Annotated in this window: 17 protein-coding genes; 9 read left to right on the plus strand and 8 right to left on the minus strand. The window is 34.1% G+C overall.

What is annotated here, in order from left to right; genetic code table 11:
* Positions 1–28: 28 nt before the first annotated feature.
* The 5 genes from M1L26_RS04210 to M1L26_RS04230 are packed head-to-tail and all read right to left on the minus strand — an operon-like array spanning position 29 to position 10,578.
* Positions 29–2,902, minus strand: coding sequence for a TrbL/VirB6 family protein (locus M1L26_RS04210; protein WP_250120000.1), 2,874 nt, complete (start codon positions 2,900–2,902; stop codon positions 29–31).
* Positions 2,899–5,271 (minus strand): TrbL/VirB6 family protein, encoded by a 2,373-nt coding sequence (locus tag M1L26_RS04215; RefSeq protein WP_250120001.1) that lies wholly within the window; start codon positions 5,269–5,271, stop codon positions 2,899–2,901. Before M1L26_RS04215 ends, M1L26_RS04210 begins: the two co-directional genes overlap by 4 nt.
* Before the next feature lie 17 nt (positions 5,272–5,288).
* The gene (locus M1L26_RS04220; RefSeq protein ID WP_211908554.1) at positions 5,289–7,874 is read right to left on the minus strand and encodes a TrbL/VirB6 family protein; all 2,586 of its coding nucleotides are present in this window, start codon (positions 7,872–7,874) and stop codon (positions 5,289–5,291) included.
* Positions 7,867–10,272, minus strand: a complete 2,406-nt coding sequence (locus M1L26_RS04225) for a VirB4 family type IV secretion/conjugal transfer ATPase (RefSeq protein WP_250120002.1) — start codon at positions 10,270–10,272, stop codon at positions 7,867–7,869. Before M1L26_RS04225 ends, M1L26_RS04220 begins: the two co-directional genes overlap by 8 nt.
* Positions 10,273–10,281: 9 nt before the next feature.
* A complete protein-coding gene (locus M1L26_RS04230) occupies positions 10,282–10,578 on the minus strand; it encodes a type IV secretion system protein VirB3 (protein WP_211908558.1) in 297 nt (98 codons plus the stop codon).
* A gap of 64 nt (positions 10,579–10,642) precedes the next feature.
* Between M1L26_RS04230 and M1L26_RS04235 the strand changes: the two genes are divergently transcribed.
* Positions 10,643–12,220: a lysine--tRNA ligase gene (locus M1L26_RS04235; protein ID WP_250120003.1), complete on the plus strand. Its 1,578-nt coding sequence runs from the start codon at positions 10,643–10,645 to the stop codon at positions 12,218–12,220.
* Positions 12,221–12,897: 677 nt separating this feature from the next.
* Positions 12,898–14,223 carry an IS4 family transposase gene (locus tag M1L26_RS04240; protein ID WP_250119932.1) on the plus strand — a complete coding sequence of 442 codons (1,326 nt, stop codon included), beginning with the start codon at positions 12,898–12,900 and terminating at the stop codon, positions 14,221–14,223.
* On the opposite strand, the gene M1L26_RS04245 is transcribed toward M1L26_RS04240, so the two are convergent.
* On the minus strand, positions 14,210–14,566 hold the full coding sequence (locus M1L26_RS04245) for a hypothetical protein (protein WP_250120004.1): 357 nt from the start codon (positions 14,564–14,566) through the stop codon (positions 14,210–14,212). The two genes, M1L26_RS04240 and M1L26_RS04245, sit on opposite strands and share 14 nt — an antisense overlap.
* 82 nt (positions 14,567–14,648) lie before the next feature.
* Positions 14,649–15,473: an oxygen-dependent coproporphyrinogen oxidase gene (gene hemF / locus M1L26_RS04250; protein ID WP_250120005.1), complete on the minus strand. Its 825-nt coding sequence runs from the start codon at positions 15,471–15,473 to the stop codon at positions 14,649–14,651.
* Positions 15,474–15,632: 159 nt separating this feature from the next.
* Between hemF and M1L26_RS04255 the strand changes: the two genes are divergently transcribed.
* The 3 genes from M1L26_RS04255 to M1L26_RS04265 all read left to right on the plus strand — a co-directional run bounded on the left by M1L26_RS04255 (position 15,633) and on the right by M1L26_RS04265 (position 19,905).
* Positions 15,633–18,113, plus strand: coding sequence for a response regulator (locus tag M1L26_RS04255; RefSeq protein ID WP_250120006.1), 2,481 nt, complete (start codon positions 15,633–15,635; stop codon positions 18,111–18,113).
* A gap of 86 nt (positions 18,114–18,199) precedes the next feature.
* Positions 18,200–19,042, plus strand: coding sequence for a ParA family protein (locus M1L26_RS04260; RefSeq protein ID WP_211907613.1), 843 nt, complete (start codon positions 18,200–18,202; stop codon positions 19,040–19,042).
* Positions 19,039–19,905, plus strand: a complete 867-nt coding sequence (locus tag M1L26_RS04265) for a ParB/RepB/Spo0J family partition protein (protein ID WP_211907612.1) — start codon at positions 19,039–19,041, stop codon at positions 19,903–19,905. Before M1L26_RS04260 ends, M1L26_RS04265 begins: the two co-directional genes overlap by 4 nt.
* 84 nt (positions 19,906–19,989) lie before the next feature.
* On the opposite strand, the gene ispD is transcribed toward M1L26_RS04265, so the two are convergent.
* A complete protein-coding gene (gene ispD / locus M1L26_RS04270; protein WP_211907611.1) occupies positions 19,990–21,195 on the minus strand; it encodes a 2-C-methyl-D-erythritol 4-phosphate cytidylyltransferase in 1,206 nt (401 codons plus the stop codon).
* Positions 21,196–21,296: 101 nt separating this feature from the next.
* On the opposite strand from ispD, the gene M1L26_RS06585 reads away from it, so the two are divergent.
* The 4 genes from M1L26_RS06585 (at position 21,297) to M1L26_RS04295 (ending at position 25,699) form a co-directional block, all read left to right on the plus strand.
* On the plus strand, positions 21,297–22,187 hold the full coding sequence (locus tag M1L26_RS06585; protein WP_458694666.1) for an alpha/beta hydrolase family protein: 891 nt from the start codon (positions 21,297–21,299) through the stop codon (positions 22,185–22,187).
* Between the two features lie 49 nt (positions 22,188–22,236).
* Positions 22,237–23,310, plus strand: coding sequence for an AI-2E family transporter (locus M1L26_RS04285; RefSeq protein ID WP_211907608.1), 1,074 nt, complete (start codon positions 22,237–22,239; stop codon positions 23,308–23,310).
* A 683-nt stretch (positions 23,311–23,993) separates the two neighbouring features.
* A complete protein-coding gene (gene ltrA, locus M1L26_RS04290) occupies positions 23,994–25,541 on the plus strand; it encodes a group II intron reverse transcriptase/maturase (protein WP_250120008.1) in 1,548 nt (515 codons plus the stop codon).
* Positions 25,538–25,699 (plus strand): hypothetical protein, encoded by a 162-nt coding sequence (locus M1L26_RS04295; RefSeq protein ID WP_211907584.1) that lies wholly within the window; start codon positions 25,538–25,540, stop codon positions 25,697–25,699. Before ltrA ends, M1L26_RS04295 begins: the two co-directional genes overlap by 4 nt.
* Positions 25,700–25,715 lie beyond the last annotated feature (16 nt).

The raw sequence follows: 25,715 nt of genomic DNA on the forward strand, positions 1-25,715 counted from the left end.
TTTTTAATTAGTTACTCCATATATCTCATCAATCTTCCTTGACTTGTCCTTTTGTTTTATCAGAATCCTTTTGCTTATCTGGCTGGCTTAGTGTTTCAGATTTGCTCATTTCTCTGCCAGTACTCGCTTTCCCATCTGCTTGCTTTGGTGTATCAGGCAATTTAGCTTCAATTTTGCTACGATCTTTACTCATTCCCTGCTTGATGTTATGTATCATATTTTGGGTTCTATCATCAAGGCCAACAGTTGACAGCATAGCTTGTGATGCGCTCCTAGAAATATGACTAACACTTTGAGCAACTCCATAACCAGAGCTGAACAACGCCTGCGCCATAGTTTCTGATATAGAAACAAAAGCTTCCATTGCACTAGCAATGATGAGATATATAAATGCCTGGATTAGATCTATAGGTAATGCTGCAAAGTGCCCACCAGCCCTTTCTCCAGTACTGAGCGCAACATCAACACTAGTACCAGGACTATACCCAAGAGGTAATATTGATTTCATAAGACACAGATCATACGATAAAAAATTTACACTAATTAAGCATTGATAGCATGCAGAAAAATTTGTGAGGTTGTATAGAACTGAATACATTAACTGGTTTAAAAGAGACAAGGATGAAAATAAAATGACTGGTTGCAATGAAACATGAGCCAGCGTTTTTATCCAATTATCAAATAATGTTTTAGTTTGTTGAAATAGAATAAATACGATAAATAAAGGTGCTAATGACAATAAAAATGCCACTAAAACAGTAGATATTACATACTTAAACGTAGCACTAATAATGCATCTTAAAAACACAAAAGTAGCATAAAGTATTGCCAAAAATGCAATAAAGCCAAAAGATCCTGATAGCATTAAAGACAAAAATTTCAGCCATGTTTCTCCTGTAAATAATACTCCCGCTGTTAAATCTAAGAATGCAAATTTTTTACCTCCTTCTCCTATATAGCCAGAAAAACTATCAACTAAATAAATGCTACCATCAACAAAAAGCCCAGACAAAGTTGTACCAAAGAATTCCCAACTTCTATCACTAAAAGCAAAAGCTATAAATGCTATTTTGAATATTCTTATAATAAAATCGAATTTACTTAATTGTATTGTTCCAAGCATATAGCCAACAACAGTAAATGTAACGTATAGAATAAGCAAAGCTCTTATTCCTTGTAGAAGCCCCTTTCTATATCCTTCATATGGAATTTTAATTCCGTCTTCACCCCCGTCTGTTATGAAATCAAAAATCTTGTTTACAGTTGATGAAATAAAATCGTTTATTTTTCTTTTTAAAAATAAATTTACTGTGTATTTGTTATCTTCATAATATTTGCCTTCTTTGTCCGTAATATCATCTTTCTTTACGTTTTCTACATTAATACCAAAGTATATCTTTTTAGACTCTTTATCCTTTAAATGACTTCCATCTATTATGTAATAGTCTACATTATCCTCTGTTATTTTATCTAATTTCTTTACTTTTTTGAAATTATTAGTCTTTCGAGCAGATGGATCTTCTGGCGGGCTATCACCCAAGTACATATACAATTTTTTGCCACTATCGAAGTTACATGATCTAGTTACTTCAACATGATATCCACCTCTATGAAGAAAGTAATTGCCATTGCTTGCTATAGCAAGCATTACACTACTACCAGGTTTCACCTTTTTATTTATCCCATAGTCATGATTTAACTTTAAGGAAAAATCCCTAAAATTATCACTTATTTTTGAGCATACTAGGCCATCACTTGTTTCTTTTCTTTTTGGAAAACATTGAACAGTATTCTGATCATCAAGATCGCCAATTTTTGCAACAAGAGCTTCGGCCCAGGAGATATCTTCAGTTTCTTCTTCAATGTTTGATATAAAATCAGTGTTATCTTTATTTTCTTCAATCTTTTTAAGTTTATCTTCAACTCCTTTAAGATGAGAATACATATCACATTTGTTGTTCTTATCATAATTTTTGTACCTTACAGAAGAAACACAATTTCCATTAAAATCTATACCTTGTTTAGCATAACATATCTTCTGATAGTAACAATTAAGCTCATAAGAGCTGTACTTGCTTATCTCATTAAAATCACATTTTTTCCCATTACATAATTTATCCAGTCCTATTTTAGTTCGTCGTAAATCTAACAATGCACCATTTATCCATGAATTTTGAATATAATCCTTATTAAAATGTACCTTATTATCATATGGAGTGTAGCCATTACCAACTAGCACTCTTCTTTCTTCTATGTTCTCTTTATTAATCTTAGGAAATTCTACTTTAGTCCTCTTACCACTTTCTCCACAAAAGAACGTTCCTCCATTGAGCATGTCTTTTATTGTAGCTTTGTCTTTTTTATCATTTTCTTCAGCTCTATAGCAATTGTCATCAAAGCTGATACCTTTCCCTTCCGGATTGTCATAATTAATCGTTATCTCTCTGGGAACTAAGCTAAAGCTTAACTTATCACCAGGATTTGCTTTAATTCCGGTATCTACATAACGTCTATTGCTATAGAATTCATTATTTCCAAAGCCTATATTCCCACATATTTCTCGTTCATCAAGACTAGCATTATCAATTAACTTATTACTGTAATTTGGTATTAAATCATTAGCACAAAATACAGCGGGCACAAGTACTCTCTTTGGATTTTTCCCTTCTTTAAGAGGACAAAAATTTACTGACCCACCAAGAGTAAATTTGATTTTTTCATCCTTGCTAATTACTTGACCAGAATCAACCCAATGAATTTTAACTCCTTCGCCAGCTTCACGAACTGGAACATCTATACTGACACTAGTATTTCTGCTCTGCAGCCCAGGTTCAACACAATCCATTGTGCAGCCAGTAATTACAAGACATAGTATCAATAATAATGATTTTCTGCTCATCATTGATTTCCTGTGTTTGTCGGTATTTTAGGTGCTGATCTTTGAGCTGATTGTGGTATTTGAGGTCTTCGACTTGGTGTACCAGATTGCTGACCTGCTCTTCTTTGGATACTTTGTTCATCTAAACCTACTGTTCCCATTAAGCTTTGCTGATATTGCCTTCCTGGTTCGCTTGCCACATAAACACCAAACAACGAATCAGATATTGTTGAAGATGCCTCAACTAAAGCTTTCATAGCATGTCCCAAAATCACAAAAGCCATCATAGCTGTGATGTCAGGTGCATGTTTGGAAGCATAACCATAAATAATACAAGGATTAAAAATCTTTAAGTTAAGATTAAGTATACATGTAGGGCAGACCTCAAAATTAAAGACCGAATACACAATATAATCCATAACCTGGCTTATTAATGATATAAAAATTAAAAGCACTACCGGATGAATTGCAAATCTTGCTAAATTTTTGACCCAATTGTGAAACATCTGTCTAGTATATCCAAATAGAAGGCAAATAATAAAAAGAGGCGCCAAAGAAAGCAATAATGCAACTATTGCTATAGATGTGATAAAAGAAAATAAGGCGTTAAACATCGATAAGCTCACTGTTATCAAACCCCAAATCACCAAGCAAAACGATACAATACCCAAAGGACCGGAGAATATAAGAGATACTATTAGTAACACTGAGTGTGCTGATAAAAACCTATTGAGCGGTAAATCAAGAAATTCAAAAACATTTGATGTTGTACCTCTGAAATTTGCTATTTCTATTAACTGTTTTGGAGCATTAACAAAAATAGAAAATGCATTGTTATAAAAAAAACTCCAACTGTTATCGTTCAGCAATTGGGTAATAACTCCTATCTTTACACATATAATTAAAAATTCATATATAGAAGCATGAGACAATCCAAAAAAGTAATAAAGGGTGTATAAAACTATATATAATACTAATAACGACACTATTGTAGATCTGATGGTATTTGTTCTATTTGATGCTACAAAACTTTGATAAAGAGACTTCACAGGGCTAGTATCAGAGTGAATCGCATTAGTGTCTTTGTAGCTAGAACCGAAAAATGCAGTTTTTACTTTTTCATCAAAAAAATTATATATCGCACTAAAAGTTCTTACAGGTGGCTCTTTAGTTGTAAGGTTAATGCTAAACTGACCCTCATTTTTCTTATAATCACAGCCATGATCTCTTATTCCGTAATATATAGTGCCACTCTTGTCCTTTAGCTTTTCTTTTAAGCCTTCCATATATTGAGTATTATAAACTTTGCTAATGTCTAAAAGTATATCTCCCTGAGTTTCATCGGGCTCACGCTCAGGAAATTTGTCAGAAACGCTTATATATAAGCTTTTTTCTAAATTAGGGATTCTTGTTACTCTTATGTTGAAACCACCCTTGCCCTTACCATCACCTAAACTAAAAGTTAACTCTGGTTTTGGATGGTTACGATCTATCTTATGATCACAGTTAATACATATACCGCCTCCTGGAATGTGTTCAAATTCCTCATTATCCATGTGAACACGTAATAGTGTAATGTCAGTTTTTACCCGTTTTTCCTTTAATACGTTATCAATAATTTCAGCAATAACAGATTCACCTCTAGAATTTAAAGTATTGAATATCTCACCTTCTATACTATTGTATTCAATATATAAGCAACCTTTTTCTCCGCTGCCGAAAGAAAATTTACATATACGTCCGCAGAGTAAATTTAAAATGCGCGTATCTATCTTACTTGCACTGCTCTCTGAAAGCTTGCTACAGTCTACATTTTCCCCTTGCTGTTTTATAGAGTCGATGACATTTCTAATTTCCTCTCTTTCACTTTGATCTAATTCTGAAGACCAGTACTCTTTTCCATTTAACCATTGTGCATTGCCTATTTCATATTTATTAGGACATATTTCACCTTGACACTTCTCTTGATTTAAAACATGTGAAAAATACTCCTTTTCCCCTTCACCGCAATTTTCGTCAATTTTTTTGTAGGTGACCATGCCATTATTGTTTTTACACATTTTACTTCCAACAACACTAAAGCTTATCGCATCACCAGCTTTAAGCGCAAACGGTAATGTAACGTTTCTTACTCCAGGTTCAATTGCAAAATCTTTATATTGCGAACAAAAATTAACCTTATTAGGTACTATATTAATCTCTGTTACTTTTATTTTATCCGAAATATAGACTCCAGAATCAACCCATTTCTGCTCTGTTGACACTATATCCAATTTCTCACGCAAGCCTGATGAATCTTCTGGCTTAATACACCCGCACCCAGATAATAAAAAGAGTATCACAAAACTTATGCATAGCTTAACCAAGTTTTGGTTGCTCAAATGTTCAAACATCTGTTACTCACCTGCGCTCACTCTCCACCTGGTTTTATAGATTCACTAGAGGAAGATCCCGATCCCTTATTATCATCTCCACCTCCTCCAATAGCCCCTCTTGCCTTATTTACAGCCGCAGCAGCAACTTGACCAGCACCTCCAGCAGCAGCTTTGGCAGCAGATAAAGCTTTATTCACCATTTGTGCAGGAGTGCTACCTGAACCAAGTGCTGCTCTGTGATTACCAGCAAGCTCAGCAGCCATGCCGGGAAGAACGTTTAAAAAGTGGTAAAAGAGGAATAATACTAAACACAATTTTAATAATTCTCCGATTAGAGAGCTGCCAAACTCCATGTATGTAAAGTCGAATAGACCAAGTATGCTGCTCTTTTTAAAGCTATAATTTTGCATCATACATGCGAGAGTAGTTTCATTTTTATCACATTCCCCATCTTTCAATTTAAACCACTGTTTTTTCTTACTATATGAGATTTCTGCTTGTTTCTTTTCATATGACTTGTCTGGTTGTTCATTTTTATATGACTCGTCCAGTTTAAAATTTAAATTTTTAAAATAGATTTTATCACATGCTATGAACATAAAAGATAGAAATGCAAAAAGGATAACTGGGTATAAACTGTAGGTAATTAACTCTTTTAGCCAACCATCAAAATATCCCTTAGTATGTTGAAACAAAACCATAGGAATGAATAAAGGCGATAAGATGATAATTACACTAAGCGCAACTAAAGATAAGATAAATACATAGCACATCCACAAAATAACCATCATCATCAAAATGGCCATAAATATACAGACAAGAGCTACTAAGATCTGTCCACCAGCGAAAATAATACCAATCACCGAACCTGCAACTAACAAGACAGGAGCAGCGCCAAGCAAAACCGCTAACGTTGCAACACCTCCAGTACCAATTTTGCCACCAATTCCATCTAAAGGGGCACCTAAATAAAATAAAATTCTGCAATCAAGCCTATCCCAAGGTGCAAGATAACTGTAAGATACCCTCTTTCCTGCGCGATCGTATTCATAATCTGTACCTGACTCATAATTACATATATTTTTACTTTCAGATGACGCTTTAAGCACTATCTCTGACAAACCATTTGAAAGCTTTGTTAATTCCCCGTAATAATGAGACATAGTGCTACCTGTCGTAAAGTAAATCACTAAAGCGAATTTAATGATCAACATGTACATTTCTTGCGGACTACGCACTCCACCAGACATAACTTTTATAGAGAACAGTATTAAAGCTAAAACTAGAACAGCAGTTACAGTATTTTTCAACCTTCCTTGTGCTACAGATAAAAAACTACCCTTCTCCTGTCCTTTTTTTTCTCCATCTTCATATTTTAGCTTATCACCATTTGAGTCAATACCTGCAACTAAATTATCTAACGATTCCTTAATGCATTGCACTATCATAGAAGTTATAGGAATAGGAGATAATGACTTACTTCCCGCTTGATTGTAGCAAGCTTCAGAGACATACGAGCTAAAACAGCTTTTATTGTCATAACCTACAAAAATTTTTCCTTCTTTTTCTTTTTTCCTGATAAGAGTTTTATAATCGTCATCCCTGTTGATAAAACTCCTTTCTTCACCACCTGTACCATCTTTATTTTTGAATAATATCACAGATTGTTCACACATAGGAGCAATCCGATCAGGCGGTAATTCCGTGCATCCTATATCAATTCCTTGCGGCCAAGCAGTTCCAGCTGCCCTAACTTCAGCCAATTCCACACATAACCTACCCATTTTTCTCAGTGCCCTGAACGTTGATCCATATATGTCTTCGCTCTGTCCAGATTTAAGCACTTTACATTCTAGATCGCCATCAACCTTCGGAGACCATGACCCACTTTCATATCCAGTATCTTTCTCTCTGATATCAAAGTCTATGTATCCATCTTCCCCTCTGAAATTAAAGTCATTCGTCTTGAAAAGGTTGCCAAATGTTAAAGGATTGCGATGACATACTTCTATGTATTCACTATATTGCACCCCATTTTTTGGCCAGTAGTAGTGTTCCCTATCAACATTCACAACATCCCAATCAGTAAAGTTTAAAATATCTTTCTCTGTTTGTTTTCCATCTTTTCCTGATCTTTTCTGTAATGCAGAAAAATATTCATCTTCTGTTCGATAATTTTTATCTGTATCACCACTATAACCTGTATCTTTTAGTTTAAAATTTTTATATCTCCCATCATTATCGTATGCAACTGGATGCCTAACAAAACTATGCTGACAAACAATAAGTCCCCCAACTGCCTTCCAGACTCCAACAATTGCAGCTATCATTCCAACGATAACAAGAGCAGTAAATAAACCAGCAGAAGAGACAATCAAAACAATACCAGTAAATATTGCACCAATAGCAATTGCTATCCCAGCAACTGCTGCAGCTGTTTCAAACGCCTTACAGTCAGGATCAGAGGCACGGCTAAAACTACCATTAGAATTAAACCTGCTAACAAATTCTGTCTTTTCAGTACCACTTACTACATCTGCAAATACTGGATATGAGAGTAAAAAATCTATATTTAATAAAAATATCGCAACTAACAGTAATGACAGTTTAGTTTTAAACATTTTTCACCTTTTGATAAAACACAGGCAACCACATCTTTGGATCATCTCCGAGTTCTTTCAATATATCATGTAACAATAGGACACTTTCTGCACGTCCAGATAACACGTTGACCACATCATCCAAATCTTTCAGATCTATTCTAGCTACTACAGCATTAACTCCCTGCTTTACTAAAAAGAATCTAGTACTTGGATCTGTGTGTTTGATCAGTATATACTCACGTTCAGTTAACATAAAAACATCTCGATAGACACTAGTAGCTTTCAGATTTGGCAAAAAAATTTGTGTTGCTGTCTGCTGTACAAGCGTATCACTAATAGCACTTTTACTTGCATCTTCAACACTCTGAGTAGCAAAAATCACAAAAGCATTTAACTTTCTCAGCACTTTCAACCAGTCTTTTATCTTAGGTGCAAAAACTGGATTATCTATTAACGCCCATGCTTCATCAAGAACAATAATAGATGGAGTGCCATCAAGCGATATACTAATCCTATGAAACAAATAAATCAAGACCGGCCCAAGAGCAACAGGATCTTTTAGCAAGCTAGCCATTTCAAAGCCAAACACTCTTGCTTTTGAAAAATCTAGCAAATCTTCTTTATTGTCAAATATTGCAGCATGAGAGCCATCATCATGCCACATAGATATTGCTCCAGCTAGAGTATCAGGGCCCGCAAGTCCTAAAAATGGTACAAGATTTCTCAAAAATCTGTCTTCTTTTTTTAATTTAAAATTTCCCTCAATTGCATCATTAATTCTAGCAATATCTTCTGAAGTGAATTTATCGTTGTACACTAAAATTAAAGATTTTATCCATTCCATCAAAAATGTTTTATTATCAGGAGTATCGTCAAGTTGCAGAGGATTAAAATTTGTCTTAGTTCTTGGTTCTATTATAGTATAGATACCACCAAGTGCTCTTAAAAAAATTTCTGCACCGCGATCTTTATCAAAAAAGAATATTCTTGGAGAAAATTTCATTGCTTGAGCACATAAAAAATTCATTAAAACAGTTTTGCCAGCACCTGTTGGCCCAATTATCATAGTATGTCCAACATCCCTTATATGAAAGTTGAAGAAAAATGGAGTGCCAGATGTTGTATCAAAAACTGTAACAGCATCTCCCCAGTGGTTATTGAATTTTTTACCAGTAGGATAATTATGTTGAGATGCAAAACCGGCCAAATTAAGACTACTTATTGTACCTTTTCTTACTATATAATCAAAATTACCAGGAATTTGCGCCCAAAATGCTGGTTCTAGATTAACCCTCTCACGAACAGGATAAACACCACAATTAGAAAGCTCCGATTCAACCAATGATAAAGCATTGTCCAATGATTTAGGACTTTTTTCTATACATAAGATAGTTAAATGGTGTTCACCAAAAGCAATTTTACCACTCATTGCATCATCAAGCGCATGAGAAATTTCTGCTATTTGAGAAATAGCTTTATCTGCAGATTGTATCATACGATTTTGCTGTATCTGCATTTTCGCAATTGCCATTTGCCTATTTGTAAATTGAAAAGACTGCGTGATAATAAATTCATAAGGAAGTTGTAAAAAAGAATCAAGCATTCCTGCAGAAGTATTATTTCCATATTCTTTGATACTAACTATTCCAGCATATTTACTTTCATTATGAGTCACAACCTGTATCATCTTATGGCCAAAAAATAACCTATGAACTGGTAAGTATCTTGATATTTCAGTTTTTAGTGGAAAAAGCGTATTTGTAACAAAGCCACAATTTACAATTCTAGACAGAAACTCCATTATTTCACAAAACAGTCCGTTTGGAGTTTCTTTTACTCCAAGGACTTTAGGCGAATAATTCCTAAGGCTTGTTACTATACGATTTGTCGTTTCCTCTAAATCTTCATAGGTATCACGCATATCACTTTCCCAAGCATGTTTTGAAGTTACATGCCCAAATTTTTTCAGTAGATGTGATAAAAATTCTACTCCCTTTGTATCTGCCCTACGAATAATCGTAATGTATAAATCATTAATAAAAGATTGCCTAGTTGCGTGTTTTTCTCTCCATTTTAGATTTACATGGTTAGCAAAAAAATTTGGTAAACTCTGATTTGCAAATTCATCAGAAAAAATATTTTTCTTACGTCTGATGGTATGAAAGTACAAACTAAATGCTGGAGATGAAATGCTTCTTAGCATCTGATTTCTGATATTATTTTGTATCACCAAGTCTTCATCATCGGCCGTTTCAAACGCAAAGCCATTTAATTTTATAAATTTAACTAACCAATTCTGCTTTGTTATCAAGGTTGTACTATTCCAATAGCAAGAATAAGGTATAAATTCGGCAGCGTGAACCTCTCTACTTAGAATAGATTTATTCTTTGATTGAATAGCTCTAAATCTCAACATTGCATAACATCAAGTAATGTCATAAGAATTGGCTCCATGATAAAATCGATTTAAACATTTGGAGCATTTTCCCAACTTTACCATAAATAACTCAATAAACAACGGTTCCTTTGCAGAAGCTATATAGCCAAGTCCATGTATACCTGGTAACATCAGGAGAATTACTCTAAGATCATTTGTATTAATGAAAATTAGCATGCAAATTAGAACGTTTAATATTGCAAACATATAACTCACACCAAAGAGCATTGCAGGTCTTGTAAGACCTTTAAATAATTGATTCGTTTGTACGCTGCCAGTAGACATATCTTTAACCTTCTAATAAGAGCTCTAACACTAATACTACATCATTAATTAAAAATCTATTGAAATGAATAGCACTTTAGGTAAGATAATTAATTTAAATTCAATGATTATAAGCTGGCCATTTCAAGAAGCAGAAAAAATACTACAAGAATTCCCTAATAAAAAAGAGATAATATTTGAGACTGGTTATGGTCCCTCGGGTTTACCACATATTGGTACTTTTGGGGAAGTTTTTCGTACCACAGTTATTGCAAACGCTCTAAAAAAAATAGCTCCTAGTATAAAAACCAAAATCATTGCAGTTTCCGACGATATGGATGGTTTGCGAAAAATACCAGATAATGTACCAAATCAGGAAATGCTAAGAGAGAATCTGAACAAGCCATTAACCATGATACCTGACCCATTTGGCACTCATGAGAGTTATGGTCATCACATGAATTCGTTGTTGTGTAAATTTCTTGATTTGTTTGGATTTAAATACGAATTTAGGAGTGCAACAGAGTGTTATAAATCTGGCGTTTACGATGAAAAACTTTTACTCCTGCTGAAAAATTATGATAAAGTGATGGACGTAATGCTTCCATCATTTCGGGAAGAAAGGCAGCAGACTTACAGTCCATTCTTGCCGATATGCCCAAAAACTTCCCAAGTTTTACAAGTTCCAGTAGTTGAAACAAATACAGATAAAGGAACAATCACGTATGAAGACCGAAACGGGGAAAAAATAGAAGTTCCAGTGACAAAAGGAAAATGTAAACTGCAATGGAAACCTGATTGGGGGATGAGGTGGGCTGCATTCGGAGTTAATTACGAAGCTCATGGAAAGGATTTGACTCCATCTGCTGTGCTTTCAAGTCAAATATGTAAAATACTTGGAGAAAAGCCACCGCTTTTGTTTTGCTATGAGTTATTTCTTGATAAAGAAGGAAAGAAGATATCAAAATCAAAAGGAAATGGTATTTCAATTGAGGAGTGGCTAACTTATTCACCCACAGAGAGTTTAGCGTTATACATCTTTCAGAGTCCTAAAAAAGCTAAACGTTTATATTTTGATGTGATACCAAAATCAACTGATGAATATTTAGAGTTTGCTAAGCGTTACAATGAGAGTGAAGAAAAGGATGTAAATAGCCCTGTATGGCACATCCACCAGGGTAAAGTTCCAAACGTAGAAACTTCAGGCATAAATTTTTCGTTACTTTTAAACCTGGCAGCAGCTTGTAATGCTGAAAATAAAGAGATTCTTTGGGGTTTTATATCAACTTATGCACCAAACGTTACACCAGAAAGCAACAAAATGCTAGATAGGCTTTCGGATTTTGCAGTTAGGTATTATCACGACTTTATCAAGCCAACAAAAGCGTATAAAGCTTCAAACGAAAAAGAGAAAGAAGCGTTACTAGATTTAAAGAACAACCTACATTCCCTGCCTATTACAGCCACTGCTGAAGAGATTCAATCTCAGGTTTTCTCCATCGGAAAAAAACACAATTACAATAACTTACGCGATTGGTTTCAGTTTTTGTATGAAACATTACTTGGACAAAAAACCGGTCCTAGAATGGGATCTTTTATCAAGCTTTATGGGATAGATAATACAATCTCTCTTATAGAAAGTGCTACTGAACGTACACTTTAGAGTTTACCTTCTTCCATTTGAGCTCTCTAGTGTTATTACTTGACAAACTTTCCCACTTTTCTTATCATATCAACAAGAGTATTTATCCTTGTTTTTGATACACGCGGTCTCAACGACAAAATTCAGTAAAAAACTCAGATATTTATTGGCAAATTACATAAAATTATAGCGGCTTTTTTTATTTTTCTACATTCAGCCAAATCGCGCTTGTTAGCACATTATCAATTTACATTATTAAAACTCGCTATACGAGGATTCTTTTGTCTTTTTTTATTTAGTAAATTTCTTAATATTTACAACTAAAGTAATTTTAGAGAGCCAGCGCGTGACCAACCTGGTCAGTTTTCTGAATCCCAGTACTGGGATGACAAGAAGAGAGCTGACTTGAATGACACCAAATGGACACTGGGACAGAGGCTACTTTAATAATATTTCACCATGTCATTCCAGCACTTGATGCTGGAATCCAGAAGTTTTTTTGAGCACAAAAGTTATGCTAAGTTTTTCTTGGTAAGAAACCAGTGTCAGCTACTTGAAAAGGAAGAAGGGACTTCTTCCTTCTACTTAACTACACTGTTGCGCCTAACCATACGCGTCAAGTTAAGGAAATAAAGGTATGAAAGAGATAGAATAATAAGGTATAAGTTCTCCCAGATATACTTTTAGTGAGAGAACCAATGAATAAAATAACTTGCTTATCAAAAAAGCTCAAAGAATTTTTTAATGAAAAAGCAGAGAAAATCTCAATTACAACAAGGTTTATAAAAAGAAAGAGAAAGCTAAAAGGTTCATCATTCGTAAAAGCCATGGTCTTGGGTAATATAGGAGTTGATAATTGTAGCGTAGAAACAATGTGTCAATTACTAAACGAGGACTCGATAGATATAACAAAACAAGGTTTGGATTTTAGATTTACTGAAGAAGCAGTGGAATTTATGAAAAGGATGTATAATGAATCTGTGATTCTCTTTAAAAATATCTTGCAAGTTGATTGCAAAATCTTACAGCAATTTAATAGTGTTAAATTATTGGACAGTAGCTATATTACTCTACCTAACAGTATGGAAGAGATGTATAAAGGTTATGGTACTAGCTACAGTGGCTATGAAAGCAATACTAAGTCTGGAATAAAGTTACAATTAGTTTTCGACTACATGAATCAGATAATAGACCAACTTAATTTAACGGAGGGGGTAAGATCAGACCAGGGATATAGGAAACATTTAAGTAATATATTAAGCAATGATTTGCTAATATCTGATCTCGGTTATTTTGTGCCAAGTTCTTTTAAACAAATCAATGAAATAGGAGCTTATTTCATAAGTCGTTATAAATCTGATACCAACATATATGATGTAGAAACAAATCAAAAAATGGAGTTATTAGAATGTTTAGAGGATAAGTTATTTTTAGAAAACGAGGTATTGTTAGGAAAAGAAGCAAAAATTAGAGTAAGAATTATATGTCAGAAACTAACTGAAGAACAGTCTATGGCCAGAAGAAGGAAAGCTAATAGATTAGCAAGATCGCAGGGATATACATCCTCTAAAAGAAATCAAAAATTGTTGAACTGGTCAATATTTATAACTAATGTTCCAGAAAATAAAATTAGTGCTGAGCAAGTATTAACGATTTACAGAGTAAGGTGGCAAATTGAGTTATTATTTAAATTGTATAAAAGCCATATCAGGCTTGATAAGCTAAAAGGAAAGCCATGCAGAGTATTATGTGAACTATATGCTAAATTGTGCGCAATTCTTATATTTCACGGCATAGTTGGTTGCACAGAAGTGAAAAAGAATACAGAACTTAGCTTAACAAAGGCATTTATTGAGCTAAAAAGGCGGGTTAGAGAGTTATTTTTAGTATTAACCAAAATTAATAGTTTAAAAGCATTTCTTAAAAAACTCACTATAACTTGGTCGCTATTTTCATTAAAAGACAAACGTAGAAGGGCTAGAGTATCCACTTTAACCTCTCTAAATTTGCTCACAATCTCTTAACTTGACGCGTATGGTCCTTATCTCCGTACTGCATAGCTTCTGATGCTATTTTGTATTGAAGGATTACATTTCCTATACTATTATTTATTTCATTAATATTTGCTCCAGCACTAATAAGTAACGTCATTACATTATGATCAAGATTTGTTACTGCATACTCTAAAGCTCGATTTAAAGTTTGATCATTATTCAAGTCAAATGACCCCTTGTTCCTAAAAGGATTAATTTTAGAAAAGAGTTTTTCAAAGCTGTTTACTATATTATGAAGACTTAAAGCTAGCCTCACGCCTATTATATTGCTATTTCTAGCGGATTTAATTAAAAAACTATCTACTATACCCATGATTGTACCCCTCTATACAAAAGCTCACCATTCTGGTACAATTTTAAACTATAACGATTTATTTTATATTAATAACCGCTTTTCACACCCACTTAACAAGAGGCGGCATCGACATCATAATTGCATCGGGGTTACCATTAGTCATTAAACCAAACCTTGTACCACGATCATAAAGAAGATTGAACTCCACATATCTGCCACGTTTTATCAATTGTTCTTCTCGTTGTTCTTTTGTCCAAGATTTTTGCATATGTTTGTGTATGATGTGTAAGTAAATTTCTAAAAAGGCTTCACCTACTGCTTTTGTGAACTCAAAATCATTTTTCCAGTTGCCAGAAGTTAGATTGTCATAAAAAATTCCACCAATACCACGTGGCTCTTTTCTATGTTGTAAAAAAAAGTAATCATCACATTGCTTTTTAAATTTCGGATAATATTCGATGTTGAACTCATCGCAAGTTGCTTTAATTGATTCGTGAATATACTTGCAATCTCCCTCATCTTTATAAATTGGAGTAAAGTCCATTCCTCCACCAAACCATTGTTTTGAGGTATATATCAGCCTTGTGTTCATATGTGCTGCAGGGATAAGGGGAGATTGCATGTGAGACACTAAAGATATACCGCTTGCCCAAAACTCTCCATTGCTTTCACTTGCACCAGGAATTTCATTAATGGCTGAGTCTTCGAGCTTTCCGTATACTCTTGAAACGTTTACTCCAACTTTTTCAAAAATATTACCAAAGATAATTGTAGATTCACCACTTCCTCCACCTGGTCGGCTCCACTTTCTTTTTTCGATTTTTGGTTGTGTGAATGACTGTACCTCAATTGATAAGAAAGATTCGGTGATCTTGTTTCTCAGTGCGCAGAACCATTCAAATGCTTGTGTCTTTTGTTTTTCCATAATGCCTTCTGTTGGCTTATTAATATTATTGTACTCTATATTTACAGGACTTAATTAGATTGGGATAGTAACTACCCATCAAGGATGTTAATAAATCTATAATAATTAAATCAATATAGTAGAATATTTTTATATGTGCAAGGATGCCAAGCAATAATAATGAGTAAAAGATACATAGATAACAAAAAAGAGAACAGAGTTGACTTCATACTAAGAAATTATGGGATGTCAATTATTGTGATGGCAGTCATTATGTTCTTACCTCCAATAGCAATATCAGTACTCTATTTTTCTAATGTATATAGTCAGCATGTTAATATAGAGATTAATTTATTAATTAGCATTCTAATGACTCTCTTTGTGGTATATAATATAAAACGTTACAAGTATCTACTTAATATCATAGAGTTTCAAAATGCAATATTTGCAAATGCGCTGAATCATAATACAGAGTTTTGTCTCATTTTACATAAAGATGAGGGTATTATTTATGCTGATGCGAGGTTCTACGAAAGGTTTAAAGATCACATAAACGATGATGTTACGCTAGATAAAATTCTTGAAGCAGGAGATGTGTCAGAAAAAGACAGAAAATCACTCTATCATGCGTTAAGAAATAACACTTCTGTAAAAGTATGCATTTCCTTAAGCAAGAAGAGTAGAATATCTAACTTTCTTTTGCTCTCTGAACCAATACCGGATAATCCACAAATTGCTATAAATAGTAATAAGACTTTAAATTTATCATTAGCCCCAATAGCAAGACCGAGTGGGTATTTTGTACTGAAGGCAACACAGGTAAACAAAGAGCAGGTATATGAAGAGTTGATAGAGAAACACAATATAGCAACTTACGTTGCAAATACAAAAGGAGGTATCTTATCTGTAAATAAAAGATTTTTAGACATGTTTGAACTAAAAAAATTGGAAAAAGGTAGCTCAATCAATGATTTTATATCTCAATCTAAGTATGACGATACAATAACCAAAAATGAAATTATGTTTTTTACTATAAGCGGTGCTCCATTTAAGGCTTATATGAGTACTGCTATATTTTGTGATAAATACAATCATAGCTATATACACGGCTTTATAACACCAACTGAATCAAATATTGTTGATTATCAACTACACCCTTGTTTTACAAATTCGTCAATTGCTATTGCACAATGCGACATAAATGGCAATTTTATAAAGAAAAATATAGCATTAGTAAAACTTGCGGGGTCAAATAATGGTTCTATCTTTGCATTGATATCAGATGGTTATCATATGAAAGTGCGTGAATATTTTTCAAGTAATAGGATAAATAATGCGTCCTTTGATGTGCAGCTCAATGGCGGTAATAACATGAAAATATATTTTAATAAGTTTCTTCATAATAAAGTGATGTTCATACTTTGTTATTTTATTGATAATACTGAACGTAAAAAACTAGAGATAAAACTTGAGCATTATCAAAAGGTGCAAGCTATAGGGCAATTAGCAGGTGGTATTGCACATGATTTCAATAATATATTAACCGGAATAATAGGATTTTGTGATTTGCTTTTACTCCAGCACTCAGCTAGCGATCCATCTTTTGGAGATATAATACAGATACAGCAAAATGCAAAACGTGGGTCAAATTTAGTAAGACAACTGCTTGCTTTTTCAAGAAGACAGACTTTGCAGCCAAAGATTATTAATGTAAATGGTACGATAGCTAATCTTTATGAAATGATCAAAAGATTAATAGGTGAAAATATAAAATTTAATATTTATTATGGTAGCGATTTGGGTGCTGTTAGGGCTGACCAAGGACAATTAGAGCAAGTTATGCTTAACTTAGCAGTTAATGCTGGTGCTGCTATGGAAAAGGGGGGAGAGTTAACTATACGAACCTTTAATCAAAAGGTTGATTCATTAAATTCTACACCTCAGGATATGTTTTCTCCAGATAAGGAAACGATTGAACATGGGAATTATGTTGTGATTGAAGTGATTGATACTGGATGTGGAATGACGAGTGATATAATTGAAAAGGCATTTGATCCATTTTTTTCTACCAAAGATATTACTTCTGGTACAGGTCTTGGCCTCTCTACTGTATATGGCATTATTAAACAAACCGAAGGATACATCTATGTTGCTAGCAAAGTGAATCATGGAACTAAATTTAGCATATTTTTGCCCATAGTTTACATATCGGATGAAAATGATAAAGAGGAAGATAGTAAAGAAATAGAGAAACCGGTAGAGATTAAAGGTAATGGTATAATTTTATTAATTGAAGATGAAGATTCAGTAAGGGAATTTACTGCTAAGGCTCTTACAAGAAAAGGATTTAATGTAATAGAAGCGAGTATAGGCAGCGAGGCACTAGAGATCATTAGAAAAAAAAATCAACACATAGATCTAATAATCACTGATGTAATCATGCCAGAGGTGAGTGGTCCAGAAATAGTTAAAGAAACATTGATACATAGGCCAAACATCAAAGTTATTTTTATTTCTGGGTATGCAGAGGATGCTTTTTTAAAGAGCGATGAAATCAATATAGAAGACTTCCATTTTTTACCCAAACCATTTACTCTGAATGAGTTAGGAAATAAGGTTCAAAGTGTGTTACACAAGACAAAAAAAGGCAGTTTACTTTGAGCATGATTGGCAACAAAAAAATTTTTCTAATGCAAAAATTTCTTGCATATATACAATAGAGTTATTTTATACATAAGATAAAAGGTGTGAGCAAGATCATTGCAGTAGTAAATCAAAAGGGTGGAGTTGGTAAAACTACAACTAGTATAAATTTATCAACAGCCTTTGCTGCTGTGGGAAAAAGTACTTTACTGGTAGATCTTGACCCTCAAGGAAATGCTAGTACAGGACTTGGGATTTCTTATCGTAGCAGGGAAGAAAAAAATATATATAAAATACTGCTGAGCAGCGAAAGTGAATTGGTGGAATCGGCAATTTTCAATATAAAGGAAATTCCAAATCTATCGCTGATTTCATCAGTGGTTGACTTATCAGCTGCAGAAATTGAGCTATCACAACTTGAGCAGGGAAAATTCGTACTAAAAGATACGCTAGAGAAAGTACGTAATAATTATGAGTACATAATTATCGATTGTCCTCCATCACTTGGTCTGCTTACTATCAATGCTCTGACCGCTGCTGACTCGATTATTGTTCCTCTTCAGTGTGAATTTTTCGCTCTGGAAGGATTGAGCCATTTAGTTAAGACTGTAGAGCTGATAAAAAGAAACAACCTAAACCCTTTCCTGTTAATAGAAGGAATATTGCTCACAATGTATGACAGACGCAACAAACTTAGTGAGCAGATTAAAAATGATATTTGCCAATATTTAAATGATAAAGTATATAAAACTATTATCCCCTTGTATGAGACCATTATTCCACGTAATGTACGGTTATCAGAAGCGCCTTCTCATGGAAAACCTGCTATTGTATATGATCTTAAGTGTCCTGGTGCACAAGCATATATAAGTTTGGCAAAAGAAATTTTAAAGAAACACATGAGCATCTGTAAAGAGAAAAAGCTGATAAGTGAGGGTGCAGCGTGAAGGACAATAGGCGCTTAGGTAGAGGTCTTGCTGGCCTCATAGGCGATAATTATGGTAATAAAGAAGATCGGTTACCTATTTCATTACTACACCCGAGCAAATTTCAGCCGAGAAAATATTTTGATGAGGAGTCATTAAAAGAACTTGCAGGTTCGATAGAGAAAAATGGTATAATACAACCTGTTGTGGTGCGCAAAGATCCAAATAATGAAGGTTATGAAATAGTAGCAGGGGAACGTCGTTGGCGAGCAAGTAAGGTCATAAATCTTGATAGTGTGCCGGTTATCATAAAAGATTTAAATGACAAGGAATGCTTAGAAGTATCGATAATTGAAAACATACAGAGGCAAGATATTAATCCAATAGAAGAAGGTGAGGCGTACAGAAAACTAATAGATGAATTCTCCTATACACACGAAGAATTAGCCTTAACTTTAGGTAAAAGCCGCAGTCACATAACCAATATGATACGAATGCTGTCACTCCCTAATGGAGTAAAAACAATGATCAACGAGAAAAAATTGTCTATGGGTCATGCAAGAGCATTGATTAATGTTGAAAATGCGGAAAGTATTGCAGAAAGAATAGTTTCTCAGGGCCTGAGCGTTAGACGAACTGAAAAATTGATAAAAGACTTACAACAAAATAACGACCGAAAAGAGCATAAGTGTACTAAAAATCAAGATATGGCAGCATTAGAAGGAGCTATATCTTCTCAGCTTGGTTTAAAGATCAAAATTAATGAAAGTAATTCTAAGGGTAAAGTCATGATACGTTATAACAACTCAAATGAATTGGATTTTATATTGAAAATTTTGAATAGAAGACTTGAATCAGCTATTAATGTCGAAAGTAGCTCATAGAAATTTCTTGACAAACCTTCCCACTTTCCTTGCAATGGAAGTGAAATGGTGGAGTTTGTCAAGTAAGTTATTTCGTTTCTACCTTCAATAAAAATTTGCACGCAATAGCACAGAAGCATACGTTGCTATTCCCTCATTTCTGCCAATAGAACCTAATTTTTCCGCTGTGGTTGCTTTGATACTTACGAATTCACCATTAATTTCTAATATTTTTGATATGAATTCCTTCATTCCTGCTTTGTAAGGCGATATTTTAGGCTCTTCACAAACTATAGTAATATCTAAATTAGACACGCTATATCCTTTTTCCTGTGCTTTTTTAGCAGCAAAGTCAAGAAAATGAGATGAATTGCAATCCTTCCATTTAGAGGAATTAGGAGGAAAATGTTCTCCTATATCGCCACATCCTAGTGCTCCGAGTATTGCATCAACGATTGCATGTATTGCAACATCACCATCGGAATGTGCCTCTATTGCCATATTATGCTCAATTTCCACACCGCAAATTTTTATAAAGCTCTTAGCATCATTTTGAATTTTAACAAATTTATGTATATCATAACCGGTTCCGACACGGAATTTTGGCTCTCCAAAGAGAAGTTTTGCCATATTGATATCCTCTTTTGTAGTTAACTTAAAATTCTTTTTCTCACCTTCAATAATCGCAACATGTTTTTTATGCTCCACCATTAGTGATGAATCATCAGTAAATTCTTTGACTGATTGATGGCACGATAATAATTCTCTGAAATTAAAAATTTGAGGAGTTTGCATGGCTCTAAGTTTTTCTCTTGAAATCGTAGATTCAATGAAATTATTACTCACCAACGATATAGTATCCTCGACTTCTATTGCTGGAACTACTCCTGTATATTGACCATTAATCATAGATTCAATCAAGTTGTTTATTAGAATATTTGATACAAAAGGCCTACAAGCGTCATGTATAATAACAAAATCTGGATTGATCTTTTGCAAACTCTCCAGTCCAAGTTTAACTGAACTCTGCCTGCTTTTTCCTCCACATACTGGACTCAGCAATTTAGTATCTATAGTTGATGACGTAACTTCTTTATAGAAATCTTTTTGACTTTCATTCACTACCACTCTTATGTAACTTATGTACTGATTAGCTAAGAATTTCCTAATTGTGTGAAATAAAACATACTTACCTGCCAATTTTATATACTGTTTAGGGATTTTGGCATTGCATCTACTGCCTACTCCTGCTGCAACTATTAATGCTGCTATCTTGTATTCCTCAAGTCTGTTAGTGTACATGCTTACCATTTTCGGTGTTAATACAAGTTATCTAGCATTTTAAAAAAGTTGATCCAATTCTCAAAAAAGAATATTCTTTTACTAGGTGTAATATATGCTAGAGGAAAATAATACACGTTACTAAGTATAATAAAGAAAATGAGATACATCTTATATTTTTTCATGGAATAGGTGATAATTATAAGAATGCGGCCAGGTATATACAAGATAGATCTACATATCTCCATAGGTCTAATTTTCACACTCATGCACATAAATACCCAATTGCATTTCAAAACTATATAACTTACGCAATAGCTAGTTTCTTGTTTTTAGGAACATCAATACTATTACCAACTTTAATATTACTTACTAATCCAATGACATCTAGGACAGCAAGTTTAGCCATCTTAGCAGCTTTAACTTGCACCTTTTTATCTGTACCACCACTCATGATTCCGTTTATAAATAAGAATCAAAGCTTGTCTCAGCCTTCAATAAAAGAAATCAGTAAATTAATTGACAATGGTGTGAAGCCTGAAAACATTATACTTCTCGGCCATTCCTTTGGAGGAGCAATTGCATCAGAAGTGCTGAAATATTTTACAGACAGAGATATTAAACTCGGAGGTATTATTTTTACCAGCACTTTCAGCTCTTTTTACAATGCAATAAAGCATTTTCCAATTTCTCAGACAAAAATTCTAAGCATACTACCCTCTTGTTTGTTAAAAAAAATGCTTAAGGTCCTAAATTTAGACTTTGATATAGTAAGCAATATACAAAAGCTACAAAATAATGATATATCAATAGCGGTCATTAATCATGAAAGAGACACCTTAATACCATATCCTGCACAATTAGCAAAAGGACTAGAAGATAATCAATCGTTAAATAGAAATTTGACCAAAATCGTTAATTTGAAAAGCTTTGAATATGACCCGCACAACGGAGTTTTATCTGGTTGGGAATTGGATGAAAATTTAGCTGATCTAATACTTAATAAAACAATGAATAGATAGTATTTACAAAAAACTGTATATTTTTTGGTAAATTGACTATGTTAGACATATGCAAAAACGTCATATAACTATTTGTTGTGTACTACTTTTTATAATAGGGGCATTATTTTTGATGCGTCCTATGATTGCTCCGTGTCTAATATCCGTTTTTGTTGCACATTTGTTTAACCCTCTAGTAACCAAGTTTGAAAAATACAGAATACCGCGTTCATGTTCTGTAGTTTTTATAACACTTGCCTTATTGATAGCTTTTATATTAGTTATTACATTTGTTTTACCTATTATATATTTTCAAATTACTTTAATATTAAATTTCTTAGTGAATAAGATACCTTCACTAAAACTTAAAGTGATTCCTTCTGTGCTAGAATTTCTTAATATAAAAACTGAAGATAGTTTATTTGATCACTTGTCTAAAAATCTAGTAGAAAATTACAGTGATTATATATCTTATTTTATAAATGCTCTTAGCATGGGCAGTAATCTTATAATTCAAGTGCTAAGTTCAAGCTTTAGTTTGATTTACATGGTATCATTAATAGCTATTACGCTTATGGTGTTTTTTTATGTATTACGTGATTGGCCTTCAATTGTAGAAAAGGTTAGTAAACTAATTCCCATTCTTTACAGAGAAAAAGCTGCAGGTTATTTTTCCAAAGTAGATTTCATTATATCTAATTACCTAAAGGGACAGCTAAACGTATGTATAGTTATGATGATCTTTTACTCCGTGGGCCTTAGCATAATTGGGCTGAAGCATTCTGTAGCTATTGGAATTTTATCAGGAACATTAACATTTATACCCTATATAGGGCCATTATTATACACTATTATCGGATTTTTGAGCGCCATTACTCAATTTAGTGGATGGTTTGAAAGTGCTGCTGTCTTGCTATTATTTAGTGTTGGTCAATTAATAGACTCAAGCATATTAGTGCCTTTATTAATAGGAAAAAAAGTTCATATACATCCAACTATCATTATTTTAGGAGTTGTCATATGCACCTCATATTTTGGGTTTATAGGTATATTATTTTTTATTCCAATAATAGCAATGTTCAGTGTATTAGTAGAATATACAGTTAATAAATATTTTGAAAGTGAGCTTTATAAAAATGGCTAATTAGTTCACGATAAAAAGAAAAAGGACCTCTGATACATTTGAGAGATGGTGCAACCTGAAAGTCTTCGGTCATATTGTTTAAAAGGAGAGGAATTCATTCAGAAAGAAACTGAAAGGATTCTAAAACTTATTAAACCAGATGTTTTGCCATCTGAGTCTACGCATCAGTGCGAATCGGGCAACCGGTTGGTGCCAAGCGATGCGGACAATGAACCTCCTTCTTGAAAAAGAAGATGCTCAATCGTGAGAGGGGCATAAACTGCAAGCATCATGTGGTTGGAGGGCTAGGCTTAGTGGTATGGTGAACGTAAGTGAAGCTTTATAAGTACCGATACGATGAAAGAGCTAAAGATGCTGATAAGCTCTGACCAAAAGGTAATGTGGATAAGTTACATTTTTCATTTCTAGATGTACGCAAATAATAACTCCACCGGTATAGAGAAGCAACCTAACCCACTGTTGTATGATAGAAGGAACAGGGTAAGCCTGTATTTTCGCCTACATGGCAAGCAAACCGCAAGGAATGCTGATGGAAGTGCAGGTAAAGGAGAATGGAGAAAGCGAATGCCATTTTGTAACGAAATGGATAGAATTTGTAACATTAATTCGCGTGAAAACGAGAAGACTTCCATTTGGTCCCTCGTGACAAGAAACTTTGTTAACCACTTAAGGGAGGAAAGCAGATGATTACAGATAAAACTGTAAGTGCACCTACCGACAACTCCGAAGCATGGAAGCAATTGCCATGGAAGAAATGCCAGAAAGTTATTGTGAGGCTACAAAGACGTATTGTTAAGGCTGTCCAAGAAGGAAGATGGGGTAAGGTAAAAGCTTTACAACATCTTCTCACACGCTCTTTTAGCGGAAAAGCTTTGGCTGTTAAGAGAGTAACTGAAAACCAAGGAAAAAACACAGCGGGTGTAGATCGTCAACTATGGTCAACTTGCAATGCTAAATTTCAAGGAATAAAGCAGTTAAAGCAAAGAGGATATAAACCTTCTCCGCTAAAACGGATTTATATCAGTAAATCTAATGGCAAAAGAAGACCTCTTGGAATACCAACGATAAAAGATAGAGCCATGCAAGCATTATATCTGTTTGCCCTGGAGCCAGTATCTGAAACGATCAGCGACCATCACTCCTATGGCTTTAGACCTAAAAGATCCTGCGCAGACGCTACTGTGGCTTGCCACTTATTACTGGCAAGTCGTAATCAACTACAATGGATACTCGAAGGTGATATCAAAGGTTGTTTTGATAACATTAACCATGAATGGCTCATGAAGCATATTCCTATGGAGAAGAAAATTCTTCATAGATGGTTAAAAGCTGGTTTCCTAGAATCGAAAACTCTGTATCCCACAACTGCTGGCACTCCGCAAGGAAGTATAATTTCTCCAATACTAGCTAACTTTACCTTAGATGGTCTTGAACAGTTATTAGAAAGTCGCTTTGGTAAATTAGGTAGCAAAAGAAGAGGAAAAATCAGAAGTGGAGTGAATGTAATCAGGTACGCAGACGACTTTATTATTTCAGGTTTCACACATGAAGTACTGGAAAATGAAGTTAAGCCTTTAGTATCATCTTTCCTTCATGAGAGAGGTTTAATTCTTTCAGAAGAGAAGACAAAGATTACATCTATCACAACAGGGTTTGACTTTCTTGGTTGTAATGTACGTAGATATAATAAGAAGTTAATTATTAAACCTTCGAAAGAAAGTATTAAAAAACTTCTTAATCAAGCACGTACATTGATAAAAGCAAATATAGCGAACACTCAGGCTATAGTAATTAAGTCACTCAACTCTCTACTGAGAGGATGGGGAAATTACTATCACCATGTGTGTGCTAAAAAAGCGTTTAGAAAGATCGACAATGAAATTTGGCATAGTTTATGGAAATGGGCAAAGAAAAGACATCCTCGTAAAGGATTACGTTGGATAAAGAATCGTTACTTCAAAGTAATGGGTCAACGCCAATGGGTTTTTGCTGCACCCATATGCAAGAACAAACCAAAAGAGATACGGTATTTAAGACTGCTTAAGCTGATTGATATACCTATCAGACGACATGTTACAATCAGAGCGGATGCAAATCCCCTTGACTTAAAATGGAAAAAGTATTTTGATGAGAGAGTAAAACGAACAAGAATGTTGGCAAGCTCCTTTTCAAGAGAAGGTTCTCTACTATTAGTGTCACCACTAAAGTTGATGTATTCTGAGGATTTATGAAAGACAAGCCGGTTCGACAAAAGAAGAACTTAGATAAGGGGCTCAAGCGTAGTGTGGGGAAACCTGCATGCTGCGTTTCTAAGGGAGGGAGTAGTAGTAATACTGCTTCCTTACCTGACCAAGTAAATTTTTATGCAAAAATTATTATCAAAAAGTAGTAATGTAAGAGGCTTT

The organism is Wolbachia endosymbiont of Ostrinia scapulalis (genome assembly GCF_023559145.1).
GTDB lineage: Bacteria > Pseudomonadota > Alphaproteobacteria > Rickettsiales > Anaplasmataceae > Wolbachia.

What these genes read in the sequence shown, in the direction of transcription:
- M1L26_RS04285 (WP_211907608.1), top strand. Translation starts at nt 22,237, where the DNA reads ATGCAAAAACGTCATATAACTATTTGTTGTGTACTACTTTTTATAATA.
- ispD (WP_211907611.1), bottom strand. Translation starts at nt 21,195, where the DNA reads ATGGTAAGCATGTACACTAACAGACTTGAGGAATACAAGATAGCAGCA.
- M1L26_RS04230 (WP_211908558.1), bottom strand. Translation starts at nt 10,578, where the DNA reads ATGTCTACTGGCAGCGTACAAACGAATCAATTATTTAAAGGTCTTACA.
- M1L26_RS04225 (WP_250120002.1), bottom strand. Translation starts at nt 10,272, where the DNA reads ATGTTGAGATTTAGAGCTATTCAATCAAAGAATAAATCTATTCTAAGT.
- M1L26_RS04245 (WP_250120004.1), bottom strand. Translation starts at nt 14,566, where the DNA reads ATGGGTATAGTAGATAGTTTTTTAATTAAATCCGCTAGAAATAGCAAT.
- M1L26_RS04255 (WP_250120006.1), top strand. Translation starts at nt 15,633, where the DNA reads ATGAGTAAAAGATACATAGATAACAAAAAAGAGAACAGAGTTGACTTC.
- ltrA (WP_250120008.1), top strand. Translation starts at nt 23,994, where the DNA reads ATGATTACAGATAAAACTGTAAGTGCACCTACCGACAACTCCGAAGCA.
- M1L26_RS04210 (WP_250120000.1), bottom strand. Translation starts at nt 2,902, where the DNA reads ATGATGAGCAGAAAATCATTATTATTGATACTATGTCTTGTAATTACT.
- M1L26_RS04215 (WP_250120001.1), bottom strand. Translation starts at nt 5,271, where the DNA reads ATGTTTGAACATTTGAGCAACCAAAACTTGGTTAAGCTATGCATAAGT.
- hemF (WP_250120005.1), bottom strand. Translation starts at nt 15,473, where the DNA reads ATGGAAAAACAAAAGACACAAGCATTTGAATGGTTCTGCGCACTGAGA.
- M1L26_RS04235 (WP_250120003.1), top strand. Translation starts at nt 10,643, where the DNA reads ATGAATAGCACTTTAGGTAAGATAATTAATTTAAATTCAATGATTATA.
- M1L26_RS04240 (WP_250119932.1), top strand. Translation starts at nt 12,898, where the DNA reads ATGAATAAAATAACTTGCTTATCAAAAAAGCTCAAAGAATTTTTTAAT.
- M1L26_RS04220 (WP_211908554.1), bottom strand. Translation starts at nt 7,874, where the DNA reads ATGTTTAAAACTAAACTGTCATTACTGTTAGTTGCGATATTTTTATTA.
- M1L26_RS04295 (WP_211907584.1), top strand. Translation starts at nt 25,538, where the DNA reads ATGAAAGACAAGCCGGTTCGACAAAAGAAGAACTTAGATAAGGGGCTC.